Source organism: Amycolatopsis taiwanensis DSM 45107 (assembly GCF_000519205.1).
GTDB classification, from domain to species: Bacteria; Actinomycetota; Actinomycetes; order Mycobacteriales; family Pseudonocardiaceae; genus Amycolatopsis_E; species Amycolatopsis_E taiwanensis.
Window position 1 is genome coordinate 295570 of the sequence record NZ_JAFB01000005.1, and the last position, 15693, is coordinate 311262.

A 15693-nucleotide genomic window follows, 5' to 3' on the forward strand; every position below is an offset into this window, starting at 1 on the left:
GCTCACCCCCGGTTCTCGCGCAGTTGTTGCCAGATAAGGAAGTATGCCCGGTGCACCACGTGCGCCACCCGGCCCTGGGCGGGCGTCGCTCCGAACGACGCGAACGAGCGCCACCACCCGGCTCGTTCGAGGGCGTGCGCGGCGAGGTCCTCGCGACTGCCGCCGGGCATGCCCAACTGGTCGGCGACCTCGGCGTTGCTGCCGACCCGCAGTACCTCCTCGGCCAGATCCTCCGGCATGTCCACCGCGCCGGCCACCACCAGGGTCAGCGCTTCGAGCAGCCGAAGCTGGTGTGCCTCGGGTTTGGCCAGCAGCACTTCGATCGCGTCGTGCACGCGCTGCCGCTCGGCCGGGTCGCCCGAGGCGTGCGCGAGCGCGGTCACCGACGCGAGCGCCGCCGCGGCCTTGATTCCGTCCGCGCGGGCGGCGAACACCACGTTCAGCCGAGCCCGCACCGCGGCCAGGCCGGAAGCCTCCAGCAGCAGGCGGCGCAACGCACCCGCGGTGATCTCGGGTTCGGCCCGGATCGCCTCGATCGCCCGGCGAATCCCGTAGAGGTCGAGGCGTTCCAGCAGCCGCACCCTGGTGCCCGCCGGCACCTCGCAGTCCCAGCTGGTGAAGATGTCGGCCGCGACGAACATCGTCTCCAGGGTCGGATCGTCCAGTTTGGACATCTGGCGGAGCGCATCGAAGTCGGCCGAGGTGAACCCGCCGGACTCGGCCGACTCGGCGATCAGGCCGATCACCGGCAGCACGTCGGCGACCCGCGGCTTCAGCAGCGCGGCCTGTTTCTCGGCCAGGATGGTCGCGGCCTTCCACACGTCGTTTTCCGCGCCCTGCACCGACTCCGGGGCGATCGTGTCGGCCTTGTTGAGCACGGCGATCGCGTTGACCGGGCCCGCCTCACGGCTCGCGGTCGCGGCGGTGAACGCGGCGAGCGCCTGGTGGTCGTCGGCGCGAACGCCCTGTGTGACAACGTAAAGCACGGCCTCCGCACCCGCGACCGCGTTGCGCGAGGTGTCGTCGAGTTCGTCGGAGCCCTCGCCCTGCTTGGCGGCGCCCAGCAGTTCCTCGGTTCGCGACACGGACGCGGCGTCGAGGGAGCCGAGGCCGGGGGTGTCGATCACCGTCATGTCTTCCAGGACGGCGTTGGTCAGGTACGCCTCGATGTGCGAGACCTCGGAGATGTCCGCGCCACCCAGGTCGGCGGGGATCGTGCCGTCGGCGGCGAAGGGCAGCACCTGCTTGCGGCCACTGGTGAAGACCACTTCGATGCGGTCCACCGTGCCGTACTGGAAGCGCGTGACCAGGCGGGTGCACTCGCCGACGTCGGTCGGCGCGACCCGGCGCCCGATCAGCGCGTTGACCAGAGTGGACTTGCCGGACTTGATGCGCCCGGCGACGGCCACCTGTAAGGGCGCGGACAGGCGGCGCATCACCTCGGCGAACCCCGCCGCGGTACGGGCCGAAACCTGCGGCTGCAACCGTCGGCACAGGTTCGCCACCGACATCGACAGCGGGCCAGCCAGGCGGCCCGGGTCCGTCACGTCGCCCCCTCCTTTCGGGTGAAATCCTGCCAGAACTCCGGTCAAGGACCTAATGAAGGTGGCCGGCGCTGGTGAACCCGGGCTGTTGAAAGCGATTTTCGATAATCGTCACCGGAACGGCGCCGGATCGACGCGGCCGCATCCCCTGGTCGCCCCTGTGACGACCGCGGTCTTCCCGGTCAGCTCGCCAGTCATGATCGGTACGATAGGGAGCACCCCTGACAAGAACGGGCTCAAAAGGTCAGGGGCCACTCAGGGTCATCACCGATCGCGCAGCGCCGCGGGACGCGGGAAGCTACCACCGGGCGCGAACGAAGCCAGACTCGCGGACGATCGACTTCGACCCGTCGGGGGCGCACGGGGTCACGACCGGCCGCGAGATTTCAGGCAGCAGGGGAACCACAGGCTCGACCAGGGAGCAAGCATGATCGAGGCAAGCGGCCTCACGAAGAGGTACGGCAAGACACTGGCCGTGAACGACCTGTCCTTCAGCGTCGCGCCGGGCAAGGTCACCGGCTTCCTCGGCCCCAACGGCGCCGGCAAGTCCACCACCATGCGGATGATCCTGGGGCTGGACAACCCGACCTCCGGCACGGTGCGCATCGACGGCCGGCGCTACCAGGAGCTCAAGCACCCGCTCCGCAAGATCGGGGCCCTGCTCGACGCGAAGTGGGTGCACCCGAACCGGTCGGCCCGCGCGCACCTGAAGTGGATGGCGGTGTCCAACAAGATCCCGGTCAGCCGGGTGGACGAGGTGCTCGACGCCGTCGGGCTGACCAGCGTGGCCGGCAAGCGCGCCGGCGGGTTCTCGCTCGGCATGTCCCAGCGGCTCGGCATCGCCGGGGCGTTGCTCGGTGATCCCGAGGTACTGCTGTTCGACGAGCCGGTCAACGGTCTGGATCCCGAGGGCATCCTGTGGATCCGCCAGTTCATGCACCGCCTGGCGGACGAGGGCCGGACCGTCTTCGTGTCCAGCCACCTGCTCTCCGAGATGGCGCTGACGGCCTCCGAGCTGGTGGTGATCGGCAAGGGGCAGCTGATCGCACAGTCCAGCACGAAGGAATTCGTGGCCAGGGCGACGGAGGTCACGGTGAAGGTCCGCAGCCCGCAACTCGACCAGCTCCGGGTCGTGCTGCAGCACGCCAGCGCCACCATCACCGATGAGGACGGTGGCATCGAGGTCTCCGGCATGGACAGCGACAGGATCGGCGAACTGGCCGCCGCCAACGGGATCGTGCTGCACGAGCTCAGCCCGCGCACCGGCTCGCTGGAGCAGGCCTTCATGCAGATGACCGGGGACGCCGTCGAGTACCACACCGAACTCGAGGCCGAAGCCCGCCACGTGCTCGAGCCGACTCGCTAAGGGGAGACCATGACTCTGCTCGCAGTTGAGCGCATCAAGCTCTTGACCACGCGCTCGCCCTGGTGGTGCGCCCTGATCGCGCTGGCCCTGACCATCGGGTTCGCCGCGCTCATGGTGGGCACCTCCACCGACACCGAGTTCACCGCGACGGTGGCCTCCACCCAGTTCGGCGCGAACTTCGGCATGGCCGTCGTGATGGTGCTGGCCGCGCTTTCGGTGACCACCGAATACCGCTTCTCCACGATCCGCACCACGTTCCAGGCGGTGCCGAACCGGGTCGCGGTGCTGATCGCCAAGACCGCCGTGGTCGCCGCGCTGGCGCTGGTCATCGGTGAGCTCAGCGCGTTCGGTTCCTGGGGCGTGAGCCTGCTGATCAAGCCCAACGCCGATCTCGCCCTCAACAGCTCCGCGGACTGGATCAACGTGGCCGGAGTGGGCGCGGTTTACGCGCTGGCCGCGGTGATCGCGGTGGCGGTCGGCATCCTGGTCCGGCACAGCGCCGGGGCGATCGCACTGGTCCTGATCTACGCGCTCGCCGTGGAGAGCCTGATCCGGCTCATCCCGACCGTCGGCCCGAAGATCTACGAGTGGCTGCCGTTCAACGTCGCGCAGAAGTTCCTGACCGGGGACGGGGCGTCCAACGCCGGGCGCAACGCACTGGCGGGCCCGCCGTTGTCCACCGCCGAGCTGAGCCAAGGGTGGTCGCTGGCCTATTTCGCCGGCATCGCTCTCGTTCTGCTGGCCGTGGCCATCGGCGCCGCGAAGAAACGGGACGCCTGACCGAGTAAATATTGTAAACGTTCCACAGGGGACACTCCGGCGAATTTGCAAATTCGGGGCGCAGGTCGCCGGAGAAGGGGAATAAAAAGACCCGGGCCGCCAAATTCGGGGGGTGGCCCGGGTCTTTAATTTCGGCCGCCACGGATAGCCCCGAGTGACCTCTCGATGACCCACTGGCCACCACCACGGCAGGCAAAAACGCCGTTCAATGGATTAATCAACGAACCGCCCGGGTAGCGACACCGTTAAAACCTCGTAAAGCATTTGTGGCCACCCTCACACAAACCTGACAGACCAGCGCTGACCAGGGAATATGGAAACCGAAGTTCGGAGGTGACCTCCCTTGGCAGCGGATATCGGACGAGGAATCGACACAACATTTCCGCACCATGATCCGTGGCCTCCCGTCGTGGAGCCGTTGGACCTGCTGCGGTGGTCGCAGGCCATCGAACTGCCGCGCGACACCGGGATGGCGACCAAGCCGTCGGAATTGCGGCGCGCCTGGGTCCATCACGCTCCCGAACGAGACGTGGTCGCACTGTTCCGTGCGGTCTCGGCCGAAGGAGAACCCGTGCCCGCGCCGTGGTGGCTGCGGGCGCTGGCCGAAGGCCGGCTCGAAGACCGGGACACCGGCTTTCGGATCGAGGACCGGATGGCGCAGTTGCTCGCCCGGCGCCCGGGCTGGGTGTTCGTGCCGTGGGCCGCGGACGGCGAGTCCGGGTACTGGGAGTTCATGCCCTCCGAGCAGGGCAGATCCGGGCACCGGATCCCGACCACCATCCTGAACACCAGCCGCCACGACGGCTGGATCGACGTGCTGCCCGCACACAGCGGCCGCACCCCGGCGCCGATCCAGGTGGCCGGCCTGGCCGGGCTGCGGTCCCGGCTGGGTGAGTTCGAGGCCGTTCGCTGACGCGCGGGCCCCGGCTGGATGGTGCTGGCCCACGGTTACCTTGGGAGTGTGAAGAGCGATCAGCAGCCACGCCTACGCAGCGTGGTCAGCTACGTGCAGCGGGGCGGCCGGATGACCGTCGGCCAGCAGCGTGCCTGGGAAGAGCTGTGGCCCGAACTGGGCCGTGAGGTGTCCGAACTGGCACCGGGCCCGATCGATTTCGCCGAGTGGTTCGGCCGGTCGGCGCCGGTGCTGCTGGAGATCGGTTCCGGCATGGGGGAGACCACCGCGCAGCTCGCGGCGGCCGAGCCGGAGGTCAACTACGTCGCGGTGGAGGTGTACGAGGCCGGGCTCGGCCAGCTGATGCTGCGTACCGAGCGGCTCGCTCTGGACAACCTTCGCCTTCTCCACGGTGACGCCGTACTGCTGCTCACCGAGCATGTCGCGCCCGACTCGCTGTCGGGTGTGCGGATCTTCTTCCCCGACCCGTGGCCGAAGAAGCGGCACCACAAGCGCCGGCTGATCCAGCCGGAGTTCATCCGCCTGCTGTCCTCGCGGATCGCTCCCGGCGGGATCCTCCACCTGGCCACGGACTGGGAGCACTATGCCGAACAGATGCTGGCGGTCTGCGCGGCCGAGTCCACACTGCGTAACCGGTTCCCCGACTGGGCACCACGGCCGGGCTGGCGTCCCATCACCAAGTTCGAACAGCGCGCGAATGAGGAAGGCCGGGTCAGCCGCGACCTGATCTTCGAACGGCTGCCCGTGAAGTCCGGTAGCCGGCATTAAATACACACTTTGATTGACATAACGACAATAACACCCCGGATTACTTGCGTGATCTGGGTTAAACCGGCCTGCTAGCCTATTAATGGTGAGCGGGGAAAGAACGGCCTATTTGGTGAAACGGCTCGAGTTGGCCGTGCGGGGGCGGCTGGACTCGGCGATGCGCCCGCACGGCCTGACCGTCGTGCAGTACACGGCGTTGACGGCGCTGAGACGACAGCCCGGCCAGTCGTCGGCGCAGCTGGCGCGGCGCTCGTTCGTCAGCGCACAGACCATGCAGGAGCTGATGACCAAGCTCGAACGTCAGGGGCTGGTCACGCGCACGCCATCCGATGGCAACCGCCGGGTGCTGAGCCTCCGCCTGACCGAGTTCGGAATGGCGAAGCTGATCGACACCGACCACGAGGTGGACGAGATAGAGCGCCAGATGCTCGCCGACCTCGACGAAGACCAGGTCGAGGCGCTGCGGCAAGCCTTGCGGCTGTGCACGCAGCGCCTCACCGGCCCGCTCCCTACTCGTCTGAGAGCGGCTCCGCCTGAATTCGCTTGAGCGCAGGCGTGCAGACCAGGGCCGCGAGCACGGCGACGCCGAGCCCGAGCACGACCGGCGCCGCTAGCCAGGGGGTGAGCACGGCGGTCGCCGACTCGCGTCCCCGGGTCGCGACGGCGAACAGGCCGAGCCCGACCGCCACTCCCGCCCCGCCCGCGCCGATCGTGGCCACCAGCGCCGGTATCGCGGCCTCCGCACGAAGCGCGCGGGAAAGCACCCGTACTCCGGTGCCGGCGGCCATCAGCGGCCCGAAGGTCCGGCGGCGGTCCAGCACCGAGCCCGCGGTCGCGATCGCCACGCTGCAACCGGCGAGCAGGGCCGCCGTGACCAGGCCGATCACCGTCACACGCCGCAGGTCCGTCAGCTCGTCCCCCTGATACGCCAGGTAATCCGATCGGCTGAACAGGGACGCCTGGCCCGCGGTGGCGCGGATCAGCGCGGTCCGGATCACCTCGTGGTCGGCCGGATCGGTGTGGACGGTGATCTCGTTTTCTCCGCTGAGGACCGCCCGCTCGGTCTGGTGGTAGCGCGCGAGTTCGGCGTTGATCGGCGCCAGCAACGGTCCGGCCTCGGTCTCGGTGTGCACGCTGATCGCCGAGTCCCCATCACCGGGGGCACCGGCCATACCCGAGAAGCTCGGCATCAGGGTCAGCGCCATCGAACCGACGAACACCGCGAGCACCACACCGGCCGAGGCCCGGTAGGCGCCGCGCGGGTCGTCCCGCAGCCGCCGGCCGGCGAGCAGTCCCGACGGCCGCCGCCAGGCTCGCACGAAGATCGCGCCCACCGCGAAGGTCAGCCACGGACCGACCACCACCGCGGAGCCGATGACCATGGCGAGCCCGAGCAGCAACAGCTCGAAGCCGGCGTGGTGGTCGAGCACGGCGTAGGCGAAGACCGCCAGCGAGACCGGCACCGCCAGCAGGCGCCAGGCGCGCAACGGCTTCGGGGTGTGGGCGCTGACCGCACCGACCGGGTTGGCCACCACCCGCCGCAGGCCGAGCACCGCGGCCAGCAGCACCAGCACCACGATCCCGGCGGCCAACAGCACCGTGGTGACCAGCGGGAGCCGGAAGTCGCCCGGCAGCCAGGTGCCACCGCCCCACGGAACCAGCGCCGCGAGCCGGTCCAGCAACGGGCTCACCGCCACACCGAGCAGCGCACCGACGATCGCGGCGATGCCGGTTTCCGTCGCCACCATGCCGGTCACCTGGCCGGGAGTGGCGCCTGCGAGGCGTAACGCGGCGAGCCGCCGTTCCCGGCTGGCCGCGGTCAGCCGGGACGACGACGCGACCAGCACCAGGCTCGGCACCAGCAGCACGACCATGCCGATCCCGGCGAGGAACTTCAGCCCGGGGTCCGCGTGGGCGCCCTGGGCGCTGCCGAATCCGGCCACGGCCATCTGGTGGGCCCCGGGCAGGGTGTCCGGCGTGTACCCGACCAGCGCCACGAGCTGGTCCGGATATGCCAGCGCGGCGTCGGAGAGGGTGCCCACGACGTGGTCGGGAAAGCGGTCGGCGAGCTGGGCCGCGGGCAGCGCATGCATCCGTTCGAACAGCGCGGGCGAGACCACCACCTCGCCCGGCCCGGGCAGTGCCGGTACGCCCGCGGGCAGACCGATCGTCGCCGGATCGACGGTGGGCGCCACGTTCACCACGGTGATCTGGTCCCCGTTGCTCAAATCGTTGGTGGCGTCGACCAGCATGGTCTTGGCCCCTGCGTTTCCGCCGAGGTTGTGCGGCTCCTGCCAGTACGAGCGTTGCGCGCGCTGCCCGGCCGCGGACGGCAGACTCGCCAGCAGCAGCACCAGCCCCGTGGCGACCGCCACGCCGACCACGGTGAGCAGGCTGGAGGTCCGGGTGCGCCGGTCGCCGCGCAACACCCGGAACGCGAACCGGACGGGATTCACGCTGGTTCCTCCGCGAGTTCGCGCGCGACCGGCTCAGTCTCGGTCGCGATGCGGCCGTCACGGATCACGATCGTGCGTGGCAGCGAAGCGGCGAGCTCGTGGTCGTGGGTCACGATGAGCACGGACGCGCCGGCGTCGGCCGCCGCCGCGAGCATGGCCCGCATGGTGTCCCGGCCGGTCCGGGTGTCCAGCGCGCCGGTCGGCTCGTCGGCGAAGATGATCTTGGGTCGATGGGTGAGCGCCCGCGCGATGGCGACGCGCTGCGCCTGGCCGCCGGACAGCTCGCCGGGGCGGCTGCCTTCCCGGCCACGCAGGCCCAGCCGGTCCAGCCATTCCCGGGCCGCGGCGATCGCCTGACCACGCCGGACGCCGTCGAGCAGCATCGGCAACGCGACGTTCTCCTCGGCGGTGAGTTCGGCGACGAGCAGGCCCGACTGGAACACGAATCCGAACTCCCGGCGGCGCAGTTCACTGCGCTTCTTCTCGGAAAGGTGATCGATGCGCGCCCCGGCCAGGCGGATCTCACCCGCGTCGGGCCGGATGATGCCGGCCAGCGCGTGCAGCAGCGTGGTCTTGCCGGAGCCCGAAGGGCCGACGATGGCCACCGCCTCGCCCGGCTGGACGTCGATGTCCACCCCGGCCAGCGCATCCTGCGTTCCGTACTGTTTTCTCAGCCCTCGGCCGGAAAGCAGCCCGTGGGTGTTCCACTCCTGAGTCATGTCCAGCACCTTCACAGCGAGCCCTACCGGCTCGGATCGGCCATCCGGCCGATCCGGACTGGCTGGACGGCCAGGACCGGACCGGGGTGGACGTCCTCTACCGTCGCGTTGTGCGGATCGACTCGGAGCGGTTGCTCGCGGCCTGGCGGTGGCTGGGACTCGAAGGCACGGTGCTGCTCGCCGCGCTGCTGGGCGACCTGCTGATCGTGCTCCCGGCGGCGTTCGACAACGTCGGTCCGAAGGGCCGGGATCTGCTGCTCCTGCCGGGCATCTTCGCGATCTGCGGGTGCGCCCTGTGGGCCCGGAAACGGCCGGCGGAAGCCGCGTTCGCCGCGTCCGGCGTGCTCGTCGCGTCGACCATGCTGATCAGCGTCACCGATGCGAGCGCCTATTCGGCCCTGCTCAGCAACCTCTCGCTGAGCGAGACCGTCGCCGGCCTGGAACTGGCGTTCTTCTGCGTGAGCCGGTCCAGCGTGCCGGTGGCCTTCTTCGCCGTGTCGTCTCTGGTGGTCACGAGCCTGTTCGCGGTCGTCCGCCGGCCGCACGGCGGGTACCTCGGCAGGGACCTGGTCCCGACCTTGCTGTTGGGTCTGGTCCTGCTCGTCGCGGTGATCGTCACGGGCATGCGCTTCCGCAAACACGGCGAGCCGCGCAAACCCACCGGCCTGGCCGGCCTGCTGCGTGACCAATGGCCGCTGACCGGCGCACTCTGCCTCCCGCTGTTCCTGGACCTCTACCGTCTGCTCACCATCGGGGTGCGCGCCTTCCCGCTGGCGCTGTGCGCGGTGGCCGCCGCCGCGACCGCGGTGCTGACCACCAGGCACCCGCTGCGTGCCGGGCTCGGCCTGGCGGGGGTGATCCTGGCTTCCGGTCCCGCCGCCGTGTTCGCCGGACGGCACTTGAGCTTCGCTAGTCAGCCCCTGCTGCTCATCGAGATAGTCGCCGGCCTGGTGGCGGTCGTCCACCTCGTCCGGCACGTGGCGGTCGTCCGGTCCTGGCCGGTGATCGCCGTGCTGTCGGCCGCGGTCGGAGTCACTTCCGCAATCGACGAACTGGCCGACGGCGGCTCGCTGGGTAGCCTGCGCACCCTGTTCGCCGCCGGTCTGCTGCTGCTCGGGATGGCCGTCGCGATCGGGCTGTACCTGCGGGCCCGCGACTCCGAACGGGCCCGGGTGGTCGAGGCCGCGGTGACCGAAGCACAGACCTCCGAACGCATGGCGCTCGCGCGTGAACTGCACGACGTGGTCGCCCACCACGTGACCGGGATCGTGGTGCAGGCACAGGCGGCGAAGCTGACGGGAGCGCAGAATCCGGCGCTGGCGCTGGAGGCGCTGGATCGAATCGAGGAAGCCGGGACGGGTGCGCTCACCGCGATGCGCCGCCTGGTCCGCAGCATGCGCTCGCATGCCGAGGACACCCAGCAGGCCACCACCGACCTGGCCGCCGACCTGCGGCGGCTCGTCGAGGACGGCCATCACGGCGTGCGCACCGAGGTCGCCCTGCGGCTGCCCGGCGGCGTGCCGCAGGAGGTGGGGCGGTCGGCATTGCGCCTGGTGCAGGAGTCGCTGACCAACGTCGGCAAACACGCGACCGGCGTGACCTGCGTCTGGGTGCTGGCGGAGGTCGTCGGGGGAGAGTTGCACCTGAAGGTGCAGAACGACGGGAAGCCCGGTGGTCCGCCACCGGGCGAGGGCCAGGGCAGCTGGCGAAGCGGGGGATACGGCCTGGTCGGCATGCGCGAGCGCGTCGAACTGCTGCACGGCCGGCTGGTCGCCGGTCCGGTTCCCGGAGGCTGGCTCGTCGAGGCGTGGCTGCCCCTCGAAGCGTCCACTGTGGAATGAGTGTGGTTCGGATCATGGCCTGGCGCACAGGTTCTTCAGCAGTACGGAATGATGGCCCGACCCAGGCAGGTACCGAACGAGCGGAAGGAGCCGGATGATCCGGGTGCTCATCGCGGATGACCAGGCCATGGTGCGCACCGGGTTCCGCATGATCCTCGACACCCAGGACGACATCGAGGTGATCGCCGACGTCCCCGACGGCGTCACGGCGGTCAGCAAGGCGCGCGAGTTGCGTCCCGACGTCTGCCTCTTGGACATACGGATGCCCGGGCTCGACGGCCTGCAGGTCACCAAGCAGCTCGCCGGGCCCGGCGTGGCCGACCCGTGCAAGGTGGTCGTGGTGACCACCTTCGACCTCGACGAGTACGTGCACACCGCGTTGCGCAACGGCGCGAGCGGCTTCCTCCTTAAGGATGCCGGGCCCGCGCTGCTGATCGAAGCGGTCCGGGCGGCGCATCGAGGCGACGCGCTGGTCTCGCCGCAGATCACCGTGCGGCTGCTCAAGCATTTCGACGGGGCCGCGAAGCGGGACGTGAACGCGCCCAAGGAACCGTTGACCGCTCGCGAACTCGACGTGGTCCGCGCGACGGCACGCGGCCTGACCAACAACGAGATCGGCGCCGAGCTGTACCTGTCGCTGTCCACGGTGAAAACCCACCTGGCTTCCGTGCAAAGCAAGGTCGGCGCGCGCAACCGGGTCGAGATCGCGGCCTGGGCCTGGCGCAGTGGGCTGATGGACGGCTAGCGGTCTCGGGCTTCCACTGACGAGAGCAACGCGGATCGGCGTTGCCGGGCTGGGCGCCGGGCCGGTACCGAGACGTGGCTAGGATCGGCGGATGTCACGTCGGTTCAGCGCACCGATCATCCTCCCCTGCGACACCGCCTGTTCGGTGATCCGCGACGGCGTGGTGGACGTGCGGGACGGGCGGATCACCTACTGCGGGCCGGCCGCCGACGCGCCCCAGTGGGACGCGCTGGTGACCGAACTCCCGGGCATCCTGTTGCCGGGCCTGGTGAACACGCACGCGCACAGCCCGATGACGCTGCTGCGGGGAATGGGCGGCGACCTGCCGTTGCTGCGCTGGCTCAACGAGATCATCTGGCCCGCGGAGGTCCGGCTGCGCCCCGAAGACGTGCGGGCGGGGATGTTGCTGGGTTCGCTGGAAATGCTGCGCGGCGGCGTCACCACCAGCGCCGAAATGTACTTCCACGCCGAGGAAATGGCCGACGCCGTGCTGACCAGCGGTGCGCGTGCCGTGCTCGGCGGGCCGATCATGGGCCTGCCCGGGCTGGACTGGCGGTCGATGATCGCCACCACGGAGCGCTGGATCGACACCGACGGGCTGCGCTTCGGGCCCGGCGAGCGGATCGAGCTCTCCTACGCGCCGCATTCCGCGTACATGCTGCCACCGGAGGCGTTGCGGCTGACCGGGGAATCCGCGGCGGCGCGCGGCGCACTGGTACAGATTCACGTGGCCGAGGCGGCGGACGAGGACGGCGAGCAGCGGGCGGAGTACGGTTCCGTGCCGCGCCTGCTGGACCAGGTGGGCCTGCTCGACGGGCGGGTCATCGCCGCGCACGCGGTCCATCTGTCCGATGAGGACATCGCGCTGTTCGCCGCACGCGGCGTCGGCGTGGCGCACTGCCCGGGCTCGAACGCCAAGCTGGCTTCGGGAATCGCCCGGCTGGCCGAGTTGCGGGCGGCGTCCGTGCCGGTCGGGCTGGGCACCGATGGCCCGGCCAGCAACGACGACCTCGATCTCTGGGCGGAGATGCAGCTTTCCGCGCTCCTGGCCCGTCTATCCACAAAGGACGCGACCGCGGTGCGGGCGCCGGACGCGCTGCTGCTCGCCACCCGCGGCGGCGCGGCCGCGCTGGGACGGGACGACCTGGGCGCACTGGAGCCCGGCCGGTGGGCCGATTTCGTGCACGTCGACGCCGACGATCCCGCCTTCGCGGCCGGGCTGGACGTCCCGGACGAGCAACTGCTGGCGAACCTGGTGTGGGCCGCCGGTTCCCGCTGCGTGGCCGACGTGTGGGTGGCCGGGGAGCGGGTGGTCGCCGGCGGCGAACCCGTGCGCGTGGACCGGGCGAAGGTACAGGCCGAAGTCCGCGAGGCCGCCACCCGCCTCCGCGCCTAGGTTGCCGACGCGAGTCCCACCTTCCCGTCGCGCGAGTCCCCCATTCCCGTCGCGCGAGTCCCACCTTCCCGTCACGCGTGTCCCACGTTCCCGTCACGCGTGTCCCACAATCCCGTCACGTGAGTCCCACAATCCCGTCGCGCGAGTCCCGCCTTCCCGTCTACCGGAACGTGGAACTCGCGGTACGGCAACGTGGAACTCGCGGTACGGGAGTGGGGGACACGCGGTACGGGAGTGGGGGACTCGCGCTAATGCGGGTTGGGGCGGATGACGAGTTCGGTGAGGTGCGCGTCGGGAGTGGCCGACACCGCGGCGAGGACCGCGGCCGCGACCGAGTCGGGCCGCAGGTAATCGCCCGGCGCGTATTCCCTTCCCTCGTGGGCGATCAATTCCCGCTGCATCTCGGTGTCCGTCCGGCCGGGGAAGATCGAGGTCACCCGGATGGCGTTCTCCTCGGCCCGCAGCACATCGGCGAAGGCGCGTACGGCGAACTTGCTTGCCGCGTAAGGACCCCAGCCCTCGCGCGCGCTGAGCCCCTGCCCCGAGTTGATCACCACCACGTGCCCGTGGGCGGCCCGCAGCGCCGGCAGGAGCCGGCGGGTCAGCTCGACCACCGCGACCAGGTTCACCTCGAGGTTCCGGCGCCACACCGAAGGCGCCGACCGCTCGACCGTGCCGAGTTCGGCGACGCCGGCGCAGTGCACCAGCACGTCGAGCCGGTCGATCTCGGCGGTGGCCCGCCCTAACGCCTCGAAGTCGGTCAGGTCCACCGGCCACGGCCGGGCCCCCGGCAACTCCTCGGCGCGTTTGGCGAGCGCGTCGGCGTCGCGGCCACCGAGCAGGACCCGATACGACGGCTCCAGCACGTGGGCGACGGCCGCACCGATACCGCGCGATGCACCGGTGACGAGCGCGATGGGCGTTTCCGTCATATCCCCACGGTAAGGGAATCCTTGACTCGCCGTGGCGCGTGTGGTTGTGATTCGGACATGTCAACGACGACAAGCACGCTGGGCAACCGAGTTCTCGCCAAGGTGGCGATCAGGATCATGCCGTTCCTGACGCTGCTGTACTTCGTCAACTACCTGGACCGCGTCAACATCGGTTTCGCCGGTCCCAACGGGATGAACAAGGAGCTGGCGCTGTCTTCGACCGCGTTCGGGCTCGCCTCGGGAATCTTCTTCATCGGCTATCTCATCCTCGAAGTGCCGAGCAACCTGGCACTGCACCGGTTCGGCGCGCGCCGCTGGATCGCCCGGATCATGGTCACCTGGGGCGTGGTGGCCATCGCGATGGCCTTCGTGCCGAACTCGGCGACCCTGGTGGTGCTGCGGTTCCTCCTCGGGGTGGCCGAGGCCGGGTTCTTCCCCGGCATCATCCTGTACCTGACCTACTGGTTCCCGGCGGCGCAGCGCGCGAAGGCGGTCGCGCTGTTCATGGTCGCCATCCCGGTATCCACCGCGATCGGCTCGACACTGTCCAGCCTGCTGATCAACGCCGGCCATGGCGTGCTGGGGCTGTCCGGCTGGCGCTTCATGTTCCTGGTCGAGGGGGTGCCGGCGATCCTGCTGGCCGTGGTCGCCTGGTTCTACCTGACCGACCGGCCGGATCGCGCGAAGTGGCTGTCCGCCGAGGAACGCGACTGGCTCTCGGGTCAGCTCGACGCCGAGCGCCGGGCCACCGAGTCCGAGCACGGCTGGACCCTGCGCAAGGCGCTCACCCATCCCCGGATCCTCGGGCTCGCGTTCGTCTACTTCGCGGTCGTCTACGGCGTCTACGCGTTGGGATTCTTCCTGCCCACGATCATCGCCGGCTTCGGCGAGCAGTTCGGCACCAAGCTTTCGGTGCTGCAGGCCGGGCTGGTGACTGCGGTGCCGTACGTGATCGGGGCGCTGATCATGGTGCCCTGGGCGCGCCACGGTGACCGCACGGGCGAGCGGACCTGGCACGTCGCGGCGCCCATGATCGTCGGCGGCCTGGCGATCCCGGTCGCGCTTTATCTCGGGAACCCGTACCTCACCATGACCGCGGTGACCATCTGCGCGATCGGTGTGTGCGCCGCGCTGCCGACGTTCTGGGCGCTGCCGTCGAACTTCCTGGCCGGTTCCGCCGCCGCGGGCGGTATCGCCCTGATCAACGCGCTGGGGAATCTGAGCGGGTTCGCCGCCCCCTACATCACCGGCTGGTTACGCGACCTGACCGGCAGCCAGCGGACGGGGCTGTGGGTCGTCGGCGCCTGCATGGTCGCCGGTGCCGTCGTCGCCGTCGTGCTCCGTGGCAAGCCGCGGGACCGGCGCCGGCCCGAAGCCACAAGTTGACCGGAAGCGCGGAGCAGCGGACACGGCGACCACTGAGCGCGCCGCGGCCGAAGGTATGGGGGATGCGAAGGCGGGCCGGAGGTCCGTCTCCGCATCCCCATCGGCGCGCCGGCCGCCGAAGATTCAGCCCAGGTAGCGTCGCGGTATGGACGCGATCATTTTCGACCTGGACGGCGTGCTGGTTGATTCCGAGCAGACCTGGGACGAGGTTCGCCGGGCGGTGGTGGCCGAGCACGGCGGTCGCTGGACGGGTGAGGCGACCCGTGCCATGCAGGGCATGAGCACCCCCGAATGGGCCCGCTACCTGGTCGAAGAGCTCGGTGCCGCGCTGACCCCGGAGCGGATCGCCGAGGTCGTGATCGAGCGGATGGCCGACCGTTACGCCGGGGGTCCTCCCGTCCTGCCCGGCGCCGAGGACACCGTGCGTGCGGTCGCGCAGCGATATCCGGTGGCGATCGCCAGCTCCTCACCACCGGTGCTGATCAACGCTTTCCTCGACGCGACGGCGTTGACCGGTGCCGTGCGGGTGGCCGTGTCGAGCGAGCAGGTTCCGGCAGGCAAGCCCGCACCGGACGTTTACCTGGAAGCAGCCCGCCGGCTCGGCGTGGCGCCCACGTCCTGCGCCGCGGTCGAGGACACGACGAACGGCCTGCGCGCGGCGATGGCTGCGGGGATGACCGTCTTCGCGGTGCCGAACCCGCATTTCCCGCCGGACGGGGAGGTGCTCACGAAGGCGGCCGTAGTGCTCGGCGAAATCGGGGAGCTGCCCCGTTCCCTGTCGGCCCTGGGTTGACGGTGGTCAGCGCGTTCCAGCTCGCGGCAGCTGGCACGGCCTGATCGGGTTCGC

The 15693-nt window shown here is 70.1% G+C and carries 14 protein-coding genes; 10 read left to right on the forward strand and 4 right to left on the reverse strand.

The annotated features are described in order from the left end of the window. Positions 1-2: 2 nt before the first annotated feature. Entirely contained in the window at positions 3-1511 is a 1509-nt protein-coding gene (locus A3CU_RS0106320; RefSeq protein WP_084143122.1) for a dynamin family protein, read from the reverse strand. 460 nt (positions 1512-1971) lie between these two features. On the opposite strand from A3CU_RS0106320, the gene A3CU_RS0106325 reads away from it, so the two are divergent. The 5 genes from A3CU_RS0106325 to A3CU_RS43660 all read left to right on the forward strand — a co-directional run bounded on the left by A3CU_RS0106325 (position 1972) and on the right by A3CU_RS43660 (position 5918). After that, on the forward strand, positions 1972-2910 hold the full coding sequence (locus tag A3CU_RS0106325; RefSeq protein WP_027941567.1) for an ABC transporter ATP-binding protein: 939 nt from the start codon (positions 1972-1974) through the stop codon (positions 2908-2910). A 9-nt stretch (positions 2911-2919) separates the two neighbouring features. Continuing rightward, the gene (locus tag A3CU_RS0106330) at positions 2920-3690 is read left to right on the forward strand and encodes an ABC transporter permease (RefSeq protein ID WP_027941568.1); all 771 of its coding nucleotides are present in this window, start codon (positions 2920-2922) and stop codon (positions 3688-3690) included. A gap of 409 nt (positions 3691-4099) precedes the next feature. After that, on the forward strand, positions 4100-4603 hold the full coding sequence (locus A3CU_RS0106335; RefSeq protein ID WP_027941569.1) for a hypothetical protein: 504 nt from the start codon (positions 4100-4102) through the stop codon (positions 4601-4603). 48 nt (positions 4604-4651) lie between these two features. Then, positions 4652-5371 carry a tRNA (guanosine(46)-N7)-methyltransferase TrmB gene (gene trmB, locus A3CU_RS0106340; protein ID WP_027941570.1) on the forward strand — a complete coding sequence of 240 codons (720 nt, stop codon included), beginning with the start codon at positions 4652-4654 and terminating at the stop codon, positions 5369-5371. Positions 5372-5453: 82 nt separating this feature from the next. Next, entirely contained in the window at positions 5454-5918 is a 465-nt protein-coding gene (locus A3CU_RS43660) for a MarR family winged helix-turn-helix transcriptional regulator (RefSeq protein ID WP_052371490.1), read from the forward strand. Here the strand turns inward: A3CU_RS43660 and A3CU_RS0106350 are convergent. Further along, positions 5881-7827 (reverse strand): FtsX-like permease family protein, encoded by a 1947-nt coding sequence (locus A3CU_RS0106350; RefSeq protein ID WP_027941571.1) that lies wholly within the window; start codon positions 7825-7827, stop codon positions 5881-5883. The two genes, A3CU_RS43660 and A3CU_RS0106350, sit on opposite strands and share 38 nt — an antisense overlap. Beyond that, positions 7824-8546, reverse strand: a complete 723-nt coding sequence (locus A3CU_RS43665; protein ID WP_052371510.1) for an ABC transporter ATP-binding protein — start codon at positions 8544-8546, stop codon at positions 7824-7826. The genes A3CU_RS0106350 and A3CU_RS43665 overlap by 4 nt, the downstream gene beginning before the upstream one ends. Positions 8547-8656: 110 nt before the next feature. On the opposite strand from A3CU_RS43665, the gene A3CU_RS0106360 reads away from it, so the two are divergent. The 3 genes from A3CU_RS0106360 to A3CU_RS0106370 all read left to right on the forward strand — a co-directional run bounded on the left by A3CU_RS0106360 (position 8657) and on the right by A3CU_RS0106370 (position 12528). Further along, positions 8657-10387: a sensor histidine kinase gene (locus A3CU_RS0106360; RefSeq protein ID WP_245616899.1), complete on the forward strand. Its 1731-nt coding sequence runs from the start codon at positions 8657-8659 to the stop codon at positions 10385-10387. Between the two features lie 94 nt (positions 10388-10481). Next, complete coding sequence (locus A3CU_RS0106365) at positions 10482-11132, forward strand: response regulator (RefSeq protein ID WP_027941573.1); 651 nt, start codon at positions 10482-10484, stop codon at positions 11130-11132. A 91-nt stretch (positions 11133-11223) separates the two neighbouring features. Then, positions 11224-12528 (forward strand): amidohydrolase family protein, encoded by a 1305-nt coding sequence (locus A3CU_RS0106370; RefSeq protein ID WP_027941574.1) that lies wholly within the window; start codon positions 11224-11226, stop codon positions 12526-12528. 248 nt (positions 12529-12776) lie between these two features. Here A3CU_RS0106370 and A3CU_RS0106375 read toward each other — a convergent pair whose 3' ends face one another. Continuing rightward, positions 12777-13460 (reverse strand): SDR family oxidoreductase, encoded by a 684-nt coding sequence (locus tag A3CU_RS0106375; protein WP_027941575.1) that lies wholly within the window; start codon positions 13458-13460, stop codon positions 12777-12779. A gap of 57 nt (positions 13461-13517) precedes the next feature. Between A3CU_RS0106375 and A3CU_RS0106380 the strand changes: the two genes are divergently transcribed. Together A3CU_RS0106380 and A3CU_RS0106385 are read left to right on the forward strand one after the other, a co-directional pair. Further along, positions 13518-14846 (forward strand): MFS transporter, encoded by a 1329-nt coding sequence (locus tag A3CU_RS0106380; RefSeq protein ID WP_027941576.1) that lies wholly within the window; start codon positions 13518-13520, stop codon positions 14844-14846. A gap of 145 nt (positions 14847-14991) precedes the next feature. Next, a complete protein-coding gene (locus tag A3CU_RS0106385; protein ID WP_027941577.1) occupies positions 14992-15639 on the forward strand; it encodes an HAD family hydrolase in 648 nt (215 codons plus the stop codon). Positions 15640-15693: the final 54 nt, after the last annotated feature.

What these genes read in the sequence shown, in the direction of transcription:
- A3CU_RS0106320 (WP_084143122.1), bottom strand. Translation starts at nt 1,511, where the DNA reads ATGTCGGTGGCGAACCTGTGCCGACGGTTGCAGCCGCAGGTTTCGGCC.
- A3CU_RS0106325 (WP_027941567.1), top strand. Translation starts at nt 1,972, where the DNA reads ATGATCGAGGCAAGCGGCCTCACGAAGAGGTACGGCAAGACACTGGCC.
- A3CU_RS0106330 (WP_027941568.1), top strand. Translation starts at nt 2,920, where the DNA reads ATGACTCTGCTCGCAGTTGAGCGCATCAAGCTCTTGACCACGCGCTCG.
- A3CU_RS43660 (WP_052371490.1), top strand. Translation starts at nt 5,454, where the DNA reads ATGGTGAGCGGGGAAAGAACGGCCTATTTGGTGAAACGGCTCGAGTTG.
- A3CU_RS43665 (WP_052371510.1), bottom strand. Translation starts at nt 8,546, where the DNA reads ATGACTCAGGAGTGGAACACCCACGGGCTGCTTTCCGGCCGAGGGCTG.
- A3CU_RS0106365 (WP_027941573.1), top strand. Translation starts at nt 10,482, where the DNA reads ATGATCCGGGTGCTCATCGCGGATGACCAGGCCATGGTGCGCACCGGG.
- A3CU_RS0106370 (WP_027941574.1), top strand. Translation starts at nt 11,224, where the DNA reads ATGTCACGTCGGTTCAGCGCACCGATCATCCTCCCCTGCGACACCGCC.
- A3CU_RS0106375 (WP_027941575.1), bottom strand. Translation starts at nt 13,460, where the DNA reads ATGACGGAAACGCCCATCGCGCTCGTCACCGGTGCATCGCGCGGTATC.
- A3CU_RS0106380 (WP_027941576.1), top strand. Translation starts at nt 13,518, where the DNA reads ATGTCAACGACGACAAGCACGCTGGGCAACCGAGTTCTCGCCAAGGTG.
- A3CU_RS0106385 (WP_027941577.1), top strand. Translation starts at nt 14,992, where the DNA reads ATGGACGCGATCATTTTCGACCTGGACGGCGTGCTGGTTGATTCCGAG.